Origin of the sequence: Streptomyces phyllanthi (genome assembly GCF_009377205.1) — a bacterium.
In the GTDB taxonomy this organism is placed as follows: Bacteria; Actinomycetota; Actinomycetes; order Streptomycetales; family Streptomycetaceae; genus Streptomyces; species Streptomyces phyllanthi.
Genome location: NZ_VJZE01000063.1, coordinates 1 through 13,343, shown reverse-complemented (window position 1 = coordinate 13,343; position 13,343 = coordinate 1). Strand labels below are relative to the sequence as shown.

Genomic DNA, 13,343 nt, shown 5'->3' with positions numbered 1-13,343 from the left:
TTGCCCGAGAACAACTGGTTCGGTGCCCGGCTGGTCGCGAACGCGGCCGAGGCCGGCTCCCGGGTCGCCCTCGTCTTCGAGGACCGCTCCTGGACGTACGCGGAGCTGGACCTGGCGATCCGCCGTACGCTCGCCCGCCTCGCCGACCGCGGGGTGCGCAGGGGCGACCGCGTGGTCATGCGCGGCGAGGCCCGGCCCGAGGCACTCGTCACGATGTTCGCCGTGACACGGATGGGCGCGGCCCTGGTGCCCGTCCACCCGCAGATGACGGGACACGAACTCGCCGTGATCCTCGAGGAGACCGCGCCGCGCGCGATCGTCGCCGACCGGGGATTCCTGGAGGGACTGCCTCTCGGGACGAGTCTCCGCCTGACGTGGGACGAGCTCCGTTCCGGTGAGCTCGGCTCCGACGGAGGCGGCTCCGGTGACGAGCAGTCGTTCGAGGCCGGAGGCCCGGTCGAGGCCGGAAGCCCGGTCGCCGATCCCCCGGCGGGCTCCGACGTCGCGATCATCGCGTTCACCTCCGGTACGTCCGGACGGCCCAAGGGCGCGGTGCTCACCCACGACAACCTCTACTGGAGCCAGGTCAACGGGATGGCCCGCCTTCCCGTGGGCGAGGACGACGTCGCCCTGGTGGCGACGCCGCTGGCCCACGTGGCCGTCCTCGGCGGGCTGCCGCAGTACACCTGGGCACGGCGGGGGACCGTGGTGCTCGCTCCCCGGTTCGACCCGGACCTGTTCATCGACCTGGTCCGCGAGCACGGAGTGACGGCGGCCTTCGCCGTACCGGCGATGCTGTCGCTCCTCGCACGGCACGCACGCTTCGACAGCCCCGACCTGAACTCGCTGCGGTGGGTACTGGCCGGCGGCGCGCCCGCGCTGTCGTCGACGACCACCCGGCTCCTCGGCCGGGGTGTGCGGGTGGTCAACTCCTACGGGCTGACGGAGTCCAGCGCCGGCGTCACCTACGCCGCGCTCGGTGAGGTCGCCGACCGGACGACCTCCGCGGGGCCTCCCGTCCCGCACGTCGAACTGCTCGTCGTGGACGAGAAGGGCGCGAGCGCCCCGATCGACGGCGTCGGTGAGATCTGGCTGCGCGGACCGTCCGTGGCGTCGTCGTACTGGACGGCAGGCGGACTGCGTCCCGCCACCGACCCCGACGGCTGGTTCCACACCGGCGACCGCGGCCGGTACGACGCGCAGGGGCGGCTGGAGGTCGTCGGCCGCGCCAAGGAACTGATCATCTCCGGGGGAGAGAACGTCGACCCGGCCGAGGTCGAGAACGCCCTCGCCGATCTGCCGGGCGTCCTCGAAGTCGCCGTCGGCGGATCCCCCGACCCGGTCTGGGGCGAGATCGTGACCGCGTTCGTGGTCGCGAGCGCGCCCGAGCCGGCCCTCGACGACATCCGGGCCCACCTCGAGGGCCGGCTCGCCCGGCACAAGTGGCCGCGGCGACTCCGCGTCGTCCCCGCGCTTCCCCGCGGAGCCACCGGAAAACTCCAGCGCCGCGCGCTCACCGAGCAGGCCGGCGTCCACCCCGCCGACCGGCCCGCAGCCGGCGCCACCGGCGACACCGACACCCCGAAGACCGCCACACCGCACCGCCAGGAGAGACCATGACCGCGACCATGCGCGCAGCCCGTATGCACCACGTCGGTGAGCCCATGAGACTGGAGGACGTCCCCGTCCCGACGCCGGGCCCCGGAGACGTACGCGTGGCCGTCCACGCCGTCAACATCGTGCCCAACCTCGCCAACATCCTGACGATGTGGACGACGTGGTTCCCGCACAGCCCCCTCCCGACCCTGCCCGCGATTTTCGGCCTGGACCCGGCGGGAGTGATCGACGCGGTCGGCGAGGGAGTCGAGGCCTTCGAGGTGGGCGACCGGGTGTACGTCAACCCGGGCCGCAGCTGCGGGTCCTGCCGGTCCTGCCGGGGCGGCGACTCGATCAACTGCGCCAGCTACGCCTTCGCGGGCTACTTCGGCTTCTCGAAGACCGCCGTCGGCCTCCTCGACCGCTACCAGGGAGGTCTCGCCGAGTACATGGTGGCTCCCGCGTACTCACTGGTGAAACTGCCCGACGAGCTCTCCTTCAACGCCGCGGCCCGCTTCGGCTACATCGGCACGATGTACTCGGCGCTGCGCAAGGCGGACGCGGGCCCCGGCAAGACGATCCTGATCAACGGCGTCAGCGGCACCCTGGGCATCGCCGCCGCCCTGCTCGCGCCCGCCATGGGACTCACGCACGTGTACGGCACCGGCCGCGACCGCGGTCTGCTGGAGCAGGTCGACAAGCTGGCCCCCGGCCGCTTCCGTCTGCACGCCCTCGACGACGGCCCGCTGGACGAGTGGGTCCGTGCGGAGACGGGCGGGTACGGCGCCGACATCTACATCGACGCGCTCGGCCCGGGCGCCCCGCACGAGACGTTCCTCGCGGGCATGCGGGCCATGGCGCGCGGCGGCATCGCGGTCAACATCGGCGCCATCGCCGGGGACGTCCCGATCGACGTCCACCGCATGATGGACCAGCAGCTGCGGCTGATCGGCTCGGCGTGGTTCACCTCGGGTGAGGGCCAGGAGATGGCCGACATGGTCGCGGCCGGCCTGCTCGACCTGAGCCCGCTCGAGCACCAGATGTTCCCGCTGGAGAGCGTGAACGAGGCCATCAGCGGCACCGCGCAGCGCAACGGCGGCTTCAGCAACTTCATCGTCAGCCCGGTGGCGACGGCCTAGCCGACCCCCTGTCGTCCCCCCATTTCCGAGAGGACTACCTCGCCATGCCCAAGGTGACCTACGTGCAACAGGACGGCACCCAGACCGTGCTCGACCTGCCGGCCGGCACCACCGTCATGCGCGCTGCGGTCGCGGCCGGCGTCCGGGGCATCGTCGCCGAGTGCGGCGGCAACCTGATGTGCGCGACCTGCCATGTCTACACGGGAGACGGCGCCGACGGCGTCTTCCCCGGCGCGACCGACGACGAGGACGAACTCCTCGACTGCACGGCCGAGCCACGGCGCGACAACAGCCGACTGAGCTGCCAGTTGAGCCTCACCGACCAGGTGGAGCAGCTGGTGGTACACGTGCCGGGAGCACAGACATGACCCGGGGAGCGGGCGGGAACGACGCGGGCGGACACGGCGGTGTCGTGGTGGTGGGCGCCGGCCAGGCAGGCGTCCAGGTCGCCGAATCGCTGCGTGAGGCGGGCTACGACGATCCGGTCATCCTGGTCGGTGAGGAACCCCGACCGCCGTACCAGAGACCGCCGTTGTCCAAGGAGTACCTCGCGGGGAAGCTTCCCGATGCGGAACTCGCGCTGCGCGGGGACCGCTTCTACGAGGACCGGGGCATCCGTCTGCTCGTCGGCCGCCGTGCCGTGGAGCTCGACCGGAGCGGACGGGTACTGACGCTCGACGACGGCACCGTCCTCCCGTACGGGCATCTGGTGCTCGCCACGGGCGCCCGGCCCCGTCCGCTGCCGGTGCCGGGCGGCCGACTGGAGGGGGTGGTGGGCCTCCGCACCCTCGACGACGCCCAGGAGCTGTGCCGGCGTCTGGAGTCGGCACGGGACGTGGTGGTCATCGGAGCCGGGTTCATCGGCCTGGAGTTCGCCGCCGCGTGTCGGGCCGCCGGTCTGAACCCCGTGGTGCTCGACATCGCCGAGCAGGTGATGGGCCGGGCCGTGTCCGCGCCCACCGCCGCACACTTCGCGGAGCAGCACGGTCTGCGCGGCACTCGGCTCCTGATGGGCACCGCCCCCACCGAACTCGTGGGCCGCGACGGCCGGGTGACCGGCGTACGCACGGCGGACGGAACCACGATCCCGGCCGACCTGGTGGTCACCGGCGTCGGAGTCCTGCCCAACACCGAACTCGCCGCCCTGGCGGGGCTGGACACGGACAACGGCATCGTCGTGGACGAGTACCTCGCGACGGAGGATCCGCACATCTCCGCGATCGGGGACTGCGCCGCCTTCCCCGACCCGCGTGGCGGGGGCAGGATCCGTCTGGAGTCCGTCCAGAACGCCGCCGACCAGGCCCGCTGTCTGGCCGCCCGGCTCACCGGGGCAGCGCGCCCGTACGACGCGCTGCCCTGGTTCTGGAGCTACCAGGGAGACCTCAGACTCCAGATCGCCGGCCTGGCCACCGGACACGACCACACGGTCGTACGGAAGGACGAGCGGACCCAGGGCCTCTCGGTGTACTGCTTCCGCGGATCGTCCCTGGTGGCGGTCGAGTCCGTGAACCGGCCCGCCGACCACATGGCGGCCCGGCGGCTGCTGGCCTCCGGGGTCACCGTCACCCCCGAGGACGTCGCCGGCCCCGAGTTCAGCGCGCGGGCCCACATGGCACGGGCGACCGACTCCGAGCGAAGGGCTCCCGCATGACTACGATCTCCCGCGTCGGCGTCCTCGGCTGCGGGCTCATGGCTCCGGCATCGCCGAGACGGCGGCCAGGCGGGGGCTCGACGTCCTGGTGTGCGAGATCAACCGGACAGCCGTGGAGGCAGGACGCCGTATCGAGGCGTCCCTGCACCGGGCGGTGCGCCGAGGCAGGCTCACGGACACCGAACGCGACCACGCCCTGGCCCGGCTGACGTACACCAAGGACCTCGCGGACCTCGCCGACCGCGAGCTCGTCATCGAGGCGACGGCGGAGGACCGCGAGCTGAAGCGTTCGCTCTTCAGGGACATGGACAAGGTCCTCACCGGCACCGACGCCGTCCTCGCCAGCAACACCTCCTCCATCCCCCTGACCGACCTCGCGACCGCCACCGGCCGGCCGGACCGCGTCGTCGGGCTGCACTTTTTCAACCCCGTCCCCGTACAGGCCCTGGTGGAGATCATCCCCGCCCTCACCACCAGCTCCGACACCGTGGACCGCACACGCCGCTTCGCCGTCGAGCAACTGGGAAAGACCGCCGTCCAGGCGCCCGACCAGGCCGGTTTCATCGTCAACGCCCTGCTCGTCCCCTACCTCCTCGCGGCCGTCCGGATGGTCCAGGCCGGTACGGCCACCGCCGAGGACATCGACAAGGGCATGGAACTCGGCTGCGCGCACCCCATGGGCCCCCTGCGGCTGCTGGACCTGATCGGCCTCGACACCGCCCAGGCCATCGCCGAGTCCCTCCACCAGGAGTACGCCGAACCGCTCCACGCGCCACCGCCGTTGCTGCGCCGCATGGTCGCCGCGGGACATCTCGGCCGGAAGTCGGGCCAGGGGTTGTACACCTATCCGGCCTCCTGACACCGACTCAGCACTGCTCGACGGCGAAACGCCGGCAAACCCTCGTGAAGGAAGGCTTCAGCATGTCCCAGCAGGTCCAAGGCGTGGTCGCCGTCGGCAAGGGTGACGCGGTACGGCTCGAGACGATCGTGGTGCCGGACCCCGGGCCGGGCGAGGCCGTGGTGAAGGTGCGGGCGTGCGGGGTGTGCCACACCGACCTGCACTACCGCGAGGGCGGCATCAACGACGAATTCCCGTTCCTGCTCGGTCACGAGGCGGCCGGGGTCGTCGAGTCGGTGGGAGAGGGGGTGACCGATGTGGCGCCGGGGGACTTCGTGATCCTCAACTGGCGTGCGGTGTGCGGCACTTGCCGTGCCTGTCGGCGTGGGCGCTCCTGGTACTGCTTCCACACCCACAACGCCCGGCAGAGGATGACGCTGCTGGACGGCACCGAGCTCACCCCGGCCCTCGGGATCGGCGCGTTCGCCGAGAAGACCCTGGTGGCGGCCGGTCAGTGAACCAAGGTGGACCCGGCCGCGTCGCCCGCGGCCGCGGGTCTGCTGGGCTGCGGGGTGATGGCCGGCATCGGCGCCGCCATCAACACAGGCAACGTCGGACGCGGGGACAGCGTGGCCGTGATCGGCTGCGGTGGTGTCGGCGGCGCCGCGATCACGGGCGCCCGGGTCGCCGGGGCGGCGAGGATCATCGCGGTGGACATCGACGACCGCAAGCTCGCGACCGCGACCTCCCTGGGCGCGACCCACACGGTCAACTCCCGTGCGACGGACGCGGTGGAGGCGATCCGCGAGCTGAGAGCCTGTGTCATATCCCCGGCCGGGCGCGCGACGCCTGGCACGCACACTCGCCGCGTTGCCGAAACGCCCACGTGACTCCTCCCCCACTCTCGGCTTCGCTCGAGCGGGGGGACCCCCATCGAGGGCGCTCCGGCGCCTTGCGATCGCACGCACCAGACGCCGCGCGCTGATCCGACCGGGGATATGACACAGGCTCTGACCGGCGGCTTCGGCGCGGACGTGGTCATCGACGCCGTGGGCCGCCCGGAGACGTACCGGCAGGCCTTCTACGCCCGCGACCTGGCGGGCACGGTCGTCCTGGTCGGTGTGCCGACCCCGGAGATGAAACTCGAGCTCCCCCTGCTGGACGTCTTCGGCCGAGGCGGAGCGCTGAAGTCGAGCTGGTACGGCGACTGCCTGCCCTCCCGGGACTTCCCAATGCTGATCGACCTGTACCGCCAGGGACGTCTGGACCTGGACGCCTTCGTCACCGAGACCATCGCCCTGGAGCAGGTGGAGCAGGCCTTCGAGCGGATGCACCACGGTGACGTCCTGCGCTCGGTGGTGGTCTTCTGACGGCGGGCGCCCGTATCGAGCACCTGGTCACGTCCGGCACACGCGATGACCTAGACGCGCCGCCCGGGGACGCCGGCGTCCAGCGCGGCGCGGAGCCACTCCTGGGCGGCGCCGAGGGTGGGGTCCTGCGGGGTGGCGAGTTCGCCCGCGAGTTGCCAGTAGCGCTCCATCACCGGGTGGGCGGACCGGTCGAGGCGGAGGCTCAGCCGGCGGCGGAAGGTGGGGGTGTCCCGGGCGCCGTGGGCATGGGCGTAGGCGGAGACGAAGCAGTCGAGTGCCTCACCCTCGTGCGGTGACCGTCCGGCGCGCAGGGCCGGCGCAGCCAGCTGGTAGGCCTCGCCGAGGCCGTCGTAGAGCACGCTCGGGCGGTACTCCGGATCCCGCTCCGGAGGCGGGGGCCGCGAGTCGTGGCCCGGGGGACAGGGGGCCGTGGCGAGGGCGTGCAGCCGGGCGAAGGCCAGCACCTGGGCCGGGGTGGGGTCCGCGGGCGGCTGCGGCACGGCGGCGTCGATGATCCACGAGACCTGCCGGGCAGGGAGCCGTAAGGGCAGCACCCGCCGCCAGTAACGGGCCAGCGCGGCCGTGCCCGGAGGGACCGCACCACCGGGGAACGCGCCGATCAGCCGCAGCCGGTCGGCGCGCTCCTCGGGCGTGCAGTCCCGCAGCAGGCGCAGCGCGGCCTGGCGCCAGCGCAGGGCGGCCAACCGGGAGCCCAGCTCCTCCAGCTGCCCGGCGATGACGTCATCCAGCGCGTCCTCCCGGTCGAGGGCCCGGTCGATGTCGGTGACCGGCAGGTCGAGGGCGCGCAGCGAGCGGATCAGGCGGAGCCGTTCGACCGCCTCGGGCCCGTACCGGCGGTGGCCCCCGGTACTGCGGGCGGCCTCGGGCAGCAGGCCGCGATCGGAGTAGAAGCGAACGGTCTTCACCGTGACACCCGCGTGCTCGGCGAGCTCTCCGATGCTCAACATGCCGTCCGATGGCACCACTTGAACCTCCCTCTGGGGGAGTTCCTACCGTACCGGCGAGCGCGGACGGCCCCTCGGACCGCCCGCGCGACCGGGATGCGCGAGGAGACGATCATGACGGCGTTCGTACTGGTGTCGGGCTGCTTCACCGGCGGCTGGATCTGGCAGGAGGTGGCCGACAGGCTGCGCGAGTCGGGTGCCGAGGTGCACGCGACGACCCTCACGGGGATGGAGGACCGCCGCGACGAGTCGGTAACTGGCACGGATCTGGAGACGCACATCGAGGACGTGGTGCGGGTGGTCGACGGCGTGGACGCGCCCGAGGTGGTGATCGTCGGTCACGACTACGGCATCCACCCGGTGCTGGGCGCCGCCGATCGCCGCCCGGAGCGGATCTCGCGGATCGTGTACCTGGACGCGGGCATGCCCCAGGACGGCGACCCGGCCCTCCGGCTGGTGCCCGACCAGGAGGTCCGCCACCAGTTGCTCGACCCGTCCGGGCAGGTGGGGGACGACTGGCGGATCCCCGCGCCCGTGTCCGGCGAGTGGCGGCGCTGGGGCAGCACCACGGGCCTCGATGACGAGGCACTCGCCCGGATGAGCCGCCTCGCCGCCCCGCAGCCGGCGCGCACGCTCACCCAACCCCTCACGCTCTCGGGCGCGGCCGCCGCACTGCCCACCACCGGCGTCCTGTGCACCGGGAGCGGCCTGAACATCGCCCTGGTCGAGGACATGGTCGCCGGCGGGCTGCCGCAGTTCCAGGCCCTGGCCGACCCCGAGGTGAGCTTCTTCGAACTCGCCACAGGGCACTGGCCGATGCTCTCCTGCCCCGGCGAGCTGACCGAGGTGCTGATCCGGGCCGCGGCGGGTGAGGGGCAGCGGATCACCGGGACCGGCAAGGTGCCTTCGTATCTCCGGCCCTTCGTGCTGGACGTACCGGAGCTGCCTCGCGAGCGGGTCGGACGGCTGGACCTCTACGTCCCCGACGACCCCGCCGGGGCGGAGGGGCCCCGTCCGGCCGTGCTGTTCGTGCACGGTGGCCCGGTCCCCGACGACCTACGGCCCACCCCACGCGACTGGCCGGGCTTCGTCGGCTACGGCCGGTACGCCGCGAGCCTGGGCGTGGTCGGCGTGACCCTCGACCACCGGCTGCACGGCTTCGACGACTACGGGCGTGCCGCCGAGGACGTCGCCGAAGCCGTCGCACTGCTCAGGGCCGACCCGCGCGTCGACTCGGAGCGCATCGCGCTGTGGTACTTCTCCGGCGGAGGGCTGTTGCTCTCGGACGTCCTTGCCGAGCCCCCGTCGTGGCTGCGGTGCGTGGCGGCGACCTATCCCGTCCTCGCGCCCCTGCCCGGCTGGCCGGCCCCGGATCCCCGCTTCCGCCCCTCCGCCGCGGTGCAGGCCGCGGGACGGCTGCCGATCGTGCTGACCCGGGTGGGGCTGGAGAACGCCGAGATCGCCGCCACGGTCGAGGAGTTCCTGGCCGTCACCAAGGCGTGCGGGGCCGAGGTCGAGGTGATCGACGTGCCGGACGGGCACCACGGGTTCGACACCATCGACCACACCGAGCAGTCGCGCCGCGCGGTGGAACGCGCGATGCGGAGCGTCCTGGCCCACCTGCGCGACTGACCGGCCGCCGCGACCGACCGGCCGCGCGGCAGGAAGGTCTGCGTGGCAGGACGGTCCGCGCGTGGTCGCGTGTACGAGATCGATCGCGGTTTGGTGAGCGACCCGCGGGGAGTACGACGTCGGAGGGGCCGGGCCCCGGAACCGGCCCATCGCGCGGCTCACCCGCCGAGCCGCCGCAGCCGCTCCGCGTCGCAGGTCCGCGGGCAGGTGGAGCAGGCGTCGTCCGGGCGGATCGTGTAGTACATGCAGCAGCCCAGACGGGTGCGGGTCGGGTGTTCCTGGCCGTCGGCGGTGCGCAGGGTGCGAAAGCCGGCGCCACCCGGGTAGGGCGCCACGGGCGAGGGCAGTACGTCGGAAGCGGCCCGTACGGCGGCGGCCTCCTCGCCGAGCACACGGCCGAGGTGCCAGATGCCCGAGACCAGGTCGTCGGCGACCAGGCCCCACAGGGCACGCGAACCGCGCCGGGTGTACGGGCCGATCGCGGCCAGCACCGGACGCATGTGATCGGCGACCGCGTCCCTCAACTCGGCCCGCAGATCCTCCTCTCGCACCACGGTGCGCACGCCGGGCAGCGCGGTCGCCGGGTCGTCCGGGAGGCAGGTGAGGTGTGAGCCCGGCGTGAGCACGAACGCCCCGGAGGCGAGGTCGACCCGTATGTCCTCGGGCACGATGCGCGGCACCCTCCGCCCCAGGTACCAGACACCGCTCATCAGCAGGCCCACCGACCAGGCGTAGTCGTGCAGTGCGCGCGAGGCGGCGACATGGCGGGGCGCGGTGTGGCCGTGGTTCTCCCTGATGCGGGCGGCCTCGGCGGCGACGAACGCCTCGACCGCGTCCTGGCTCTCCGTCAAGCAGTCACCGACGACGTGCATCCGACGGGGCTCCGTGACGCGCACCTCCAGCGCCTCGCAGAGGGAGACCAGGCGTCGGTACGCGGAGGTGAGGAGTCCGGGCGCGTCCGTGTGGGTGTCTGCCGGCGCGAGGTCCAGGGCCACGGTCATCGGAACTCCCGAGAGTGAGGGGCTGATTGGTGAACAAGGTAAGCCTTACCTTAGTCTCAAGATCGCCGTGCTGATGACCAAAGGGAGGTTGTACGCCACTGATGCGTCTGTACCTGCTCGCCCTCAACCCCACCGACTCCGTCACCGAGGGCTTCCTGCCGGCCGCGGCCCGGCTCGGTCTCGACGTCACCGTCCTCACCGACCAGCCCGACGCGCACCGCCGCACCCACCCGGACGCGGAGGTCCTGGACTGCGACGTACGCGACTTCCGTGCCGTCGTCACGCGGATCTCCACACACCGCACACCGGACGCCGTCTTCACCAACAGCGACCACCTCCAGACCCAGGCCGCCCTGGCCGCCCACTACTTCGGCCTCCCCGCCAAGGACTGGCGCGCCGCCCTGCGCACCAAGGACAAGGCCGAGATGCGCCGCCGTCTCGCCGCCACGGGTGCCGACACCGTCTGGTCGGCCGAACTCACCGAGCCCGCCGCCCTCGACGCGCCGTACCCGTGCGTCGTCAAGCCCCGGGAGGGCGTGGCCAGCGAGGACGTCGTCCTGGCCGACGGGCCCGAGGAACTGGTCGCGCACAGCAAGGAGATCCTGGCCCGCCGCCCCGGAGCCGCGCTGGTCGTCGAGGAGTACCTGCCCGGTGAGCTCCACACGCTGGAGACCCTCGGTGACGGCCGGGTCCGCCATGTTCTCGGTGGTTTCCGGACCGAGCTGTCCCCGCCGCCGTACTTCATCGAGCAGCGGATGACGTTCGCCCCGGCCCACCCCGAGCCGGTCGTCGAACAGGTGCTGGCCCAACTCGACGCGCTCGGCGTCGGGTTCGGCGCCTGCCACACCGAGTTCGTGGTGCACGAGGGCCGGGCGCGCCTGATCGAGGTCAACTACCGTGCCGTCGGCGACCAGTGCGATCTGCTGCTCGCCCGGCTCCTGGACATCCCGCTCTTCGAGCACATCCTGAGCACGCACCTGGGTGAGCCGCTGCCCGCGGACCTGGGCGCCCGGCGCGACGGAGCGGCCCGCCTGGACTACCCGTGCGCCGACCGGGCAGGGACCCTCGTCGCCGCACCCGCCGCCACCGAACTCGTCGCGGACGGCGTACACCTGACGTACCGTCCGCTGCGTCCCCCCGGCGAGCGCCACGACCTCTACCGCACCAACCGCGACTACCTGGGCGTCCTGCGGGCCGTGGGCACCGACCAGGCGGCGGTGGACCGGGTGGCGGCCGAGTTCCTCGCGGCGCTGAGCTGGGAGATCCAGCCGTGACGACCCTGTCCACGACGCCGGCGACGTCAGTGGCGGCCCGGCCCGGCGACCCCGTCGAGGCCGAACTGCTCACGCGGGTGCTCAGCGCCCTGCTCCGCGAGGACGTCGTCGGCCTGCGGACCCGCAGCACCCTCGTCCACCGGCCCGACGGTCCCTGGCTCCGGCTCCCCACCGAGGACGACGCCCTGCTGCTGCCGGTCACCGAGGACGGCTTCCAGTGCGCGTACGCAGCCCGACTCCCCCTGCTCGTACGGGAGTCGGACGGCACCGGGGCGACGACGTACGAGACCGTCCTCGCCGCACTGCGCGCCCTCTCCGACCCCGCCGACCGCGACGGCTTCGGCGCGCTCGCCGAGGAGTGCCGCCAGACGCTGGCCACGATGCGACTGCACCGCCACACGGCGGAGCGGGTACACGCCGGGCTCGCCGGCCGCTACGGTGCCGACCCCGCCCGGTGGACCGGCCCGGCCGCAGGCCTGGCCCACGACACGCTCGCCGCACGTCTCGACCACCCCGTCTACCCGACCGCGCGCGGCCGTGCGGGACTCACGGAGGCCCAACTCCGCGCGTACACACCCGAGTTCCACCCGCGCTTCCCCTTGCGCTGGCTCGCCGTGCCGAAGGACGCGCTCACCGCGGCCGGGAGGCTGCCGGAACACTGGCCCACGCCCGCCGCTCTCGGCCTGGCCGCCGGGCTCGACCGCACCCACACCGCCCTGCCCGTCCATCCGCTGACCGTCGGCGCGCCCCTCGACGCCGCGCTCCACGCCACGGGGCTGACCGGCCGTGCGTTACTCGCCGACCGGGCGTGCCTCGACGTCGTCCCCACCCTGTCGACACGCACGGTCGCCCCGGTGGCCCACCCGTCCCTGCACCTCAAGCTCCCGCTGCCCACCGCCACACTGGGCCTGCGCAACAAACGCTCCATCAAACCCGGCACCCTCGTCGACGGCGCGGCGGGGCAGCGGCTGCTGGAGGCGGTGATCGACCGTGAACCCCGCTTCCGGGAGACGGTCCTCCACGCCGACGAGACGGTGTACGCGCACGCCGGGCACGAGATGCTCGCCGTGCTGTGCAGGCGCTACCCGGAAGGTCTCGACGACTCGGCCGTCGTCCCCATGGCCGCGCTGCTCGCCGAGGCGCCCGGCGGGCGACTGGTCATCGACCACCTCGCCGACCGCTTCCACGGCGGCGACGTGCTCGCCCTGCTGGACGCGGTCCTCACCCTGCTCTTCGACTGGCAGACCACGCTCTTCGGGTACGGGATCGCGCTGGAGTCCCACCAGCAGAACATCTCGCTCGTCCTGGGGCCCCGCCCGGGTGACCTGCGACTGCTGCTCAAGGACAACGACGGGCCGCGGATCAACACCGTACGGTCGGCCGTACGGCTGGGCGGACAGGGAGACCGCGACGACCCACGGACCTTCGACGACCCCCGGACCTTCTGCTCCGACGACGGGCCGGTCACCGACCTGTTCACCACCATCACCGTCCATCTGTGCGCCGGCGCCTACGCGTTCGGGCTCGCCCGGCAGGGCCGCGCCCCGCTGCCGGTACTGCTGCGACTCGTACGGGACCGGCTGGCGCAGGCCGTGGAACGGCTGGGCGGCGAAGCCGGAGCCGTCCTGCGCGCGCGGGTGCTGGAGGCGCCCCGGCTGCCGGTGAAGGCGATGGTGAGCGCCGGGACGCTGCTCAGCAAGGAGCGGTCGGGCGCGGCCGACATCAACAAGCACTACACCAGCGGGCCCAACTACCTGCTCTCTCCCGGGGATTCGGCCTGAACGCCGCTGGTCCCGCCACGGCCCTCACGCCCGTTCCCCCTTCCCGAACACCTGCTGGAGCCACTGATGTCCCCGCTGACCGCCACCCCTCGCACC

Annotated in this window: 10 protein-coding genes and 2 pseudogenes; 10 read left to right on the top strand and 2 right to left on the bottom strand. The window is 72.8% G+C overall.

The window, feature by feature from the left end:
- From FNH04_RS12250 to FNH04_RS12220, 7 genes and pseudogenes are all read left to right on the top strand, one after another.
- Positions 1-1,620, top strand: coding sequence for a class I adenylate-forming enzyme family protein (locus FNH04_RS12250; RefSeq protein WP_194236644.1), 1,620 nt, complete (start codon positions 1-3; stop codon positions 1,618-1,620).
- On the top strand, positions 1,617-2,735 hold the full coding sequence (locus FNH04_RS12245; protein WP_152783367.1) for an alcohol dehydrogenase catalytic domain-containing protein: 1,119 nt from the start codon (positions 1,617-1,619) through the stop codon (positions 2,733-2,735). The genes FNH04_RS12250 and FNH04_RS12245 overlap by 4 nt, the downstream gene beginning before the upstream one ends.
- A 44-nt stretch (positions 2,736-2,779) precedes the next feature.
- Positions 2,780-3,103, top strand: a complete 324-nt coding sequence (locus FNH04_RS12240; protein WP_152783365.1) for a 2Fe-2S iron-sulfur cluster-binding protein — start codon at positions 2,780-2,782, stop codon at positions 3,101-3,103.
- Positions 3,100-4,386, top strand: coding sequence for an NAD(P)/FAD-dependent oxidoreductase (locus FNH04_RS12235; protein WP_152783363.1), 1,287 nt, complete (start codon positions 3,100-3,102; stop codon positions 4,384-4,386). Before FNH04_RS12240 ends, FNH04_RS12235 begins: the two co-directional genes overlap by 4 nt.
- Positions 4,383-5,245: pseudogene (locus FNH04_RS12230) on the top strand (3-hydroxybutyryl-CoA dehydrogenase). Before FNH04_RS12235 ends, FNH04_RS12230 begins: the two are co-directional and overlap by 4 nt.
- Positions 5,246-5,307: 62 nt before the next feature.
- Positions 5,308-6,033, top strand: a pseudogene (locus FNH04_RS12225) (alcohol dehydrogenase catalytic domain-containing protein); the annotation flags it as partial.
- A 123-nt stretch (positions 6,034-6,156) separates the two neighbouring features.
- Entirely contained in the window at positions 6,157-6,594 is a 438-nt protein-coding gene (locus FNH04_RS12220; protein ID WP_386574670.1) for a zinc-binding dehydrogenase, read from the top strand.
- A gap of 50 nt (positions 6,595-6,644) precedes the next feature.
- Here the strand turns inward: FNH04_RS12220 and FNH04_RS12215 are convergent, their stop codons facing one another.
- Positions 6,645-7,562 carry a helix-turn-helix domain-containing protein gene (locus tag FNH04_RS12215; RefSeq protein WP_152783361.1) on the bottom strand — a complete coding sequence of 306 codons (918 nt, stop codon included), beginning with the start codon at positions 7,560-7,562 and terminating at the stop codon, positions 6,645-6,647.
- A 111-nt stretch (positions 7,563-7,673) separates the two neighbouring features.
- Here FNH04_RS12215 and FNH04_RS12210 point away from each other — a divergent pair, with 111 nt between their 5' ends.
- The gene (locus FNH04_RS12210) at positions 7,674-9,191 is read left to right on the top strand and encodes an alpha/beta hydrolase family protein (protein ID WP_152783358.1); all 1,518 of its coding nucleotides are present in this window, start codon (positions 7,674-7,676) and stop codon (positions 9,189-9,191) included.
- Positions 9,192-9,349: 158 nt separating this feature from the next.
- Here the strand turns inward: FNH04_RS12210 and FNH04_RS12205 are convergent, their stop codons facing one another.
- The gene (locus FNH04_RS12205) at positions 9,350-10,192 is read right to left on the bottom strand and encodes a (2Fe-2S)-binding protein (RefSeq protein WP_152783356.1); all 843 of its coding nucleotides are present in this window, start codon (positions 10,190-10,192) and stop codon (positions 9,350-9,352) included.
- A gap of 101 nt (positions 10,193-10,293) precedes the next feature.
- On the opposite strand from FNH04_RS12205, the gene FNH04_RS12200 reads away from it, so the two are divergent.
- Together FNH04_RS12200 and FNH04_RS12195 are read left to right on the top strand one after the other, a co-directional pair.
- Positions 10,294-11,466: an ATP-grasp domain-containing protein gene (locus tag FNH04_RS12200; RefSeq protein ID WP_152783354.1), complete on the top strand. Its 1,173-nt coding sequence runs from the start codon at positions 10,294-10,296 to the stop codon at positions 11,464-11,466.
- Entirely contained in the window at positions 11,463-13,247 is a 1,785-nt protein-coding gene (locus FNH04_RS12195) for an IucA/IucC family protein (protein WP_386574449.1), read from the top strand. The genes FNH04_RS12200 and FNH04_RS12195 overlap by 4 nt, the downstream gene beginning before the upstream one ends.
- The last annotated feature ends 96 nt before the right edge of the window (positions 13,248-13,343 follow it).

What these genes read in the sequence shown, in the direction of transcription:
- FNH04_RS12235 (WP_152783363.1), top strand. Translation starts at nt 3,100, where the DNA reads ATGACCCGGGGAGCGGGCGGGAACGACGCGGGCGGACACGGCGGTGTC.
- FNH04_RS12240 (WP_152783365.1), top strand. Translation starts at nt 2,780, where the DNA reads ATGCCCAAGGTGACCTACGTGCAACAGGACGGCACCCAGACCGTGCTC.
- FNH04_RS12245 (WP_152783367.1), top strand. Translation starts at nt 1,617, where the DNA reads ATGACCGCGACCATGCGCGCAGCCCGTATGCACCACGTCGGTGAGCCC.
- FNH04_RS12200 (WP_152783354.1), top strand. Translation starts at nt 10,294, where the DNA reads ATGCGTCTGTACCTGCTCGCCCTCAACCCCACCGACTCCGTCACCGAG.
- FNH04_RS12210 (WP_152783358.1), top strand. Translation starts at nt 7,674, where the DNA reads ATGACGGCGTTCGTACTGGTGTCGGGCTGCTTCACCGGCGGCTGGATC.
- FNH04_RS12205 (WP_152783356.1), bottom strand. Translation starts at nt 10,192, where the DNA reads ATGACCGTGGCCCTGGACCTCGCGCCGGCAGACACCCACACGGACGCG.
- FNH04_RS12215 (WP_152783361.1), bottom strand. Translation starts at nt 7,562, where the DNA reads ATGTTGAGCATCGGAGAGCTCGCCGAGCACGCGGGTGTCACGGTGAAG.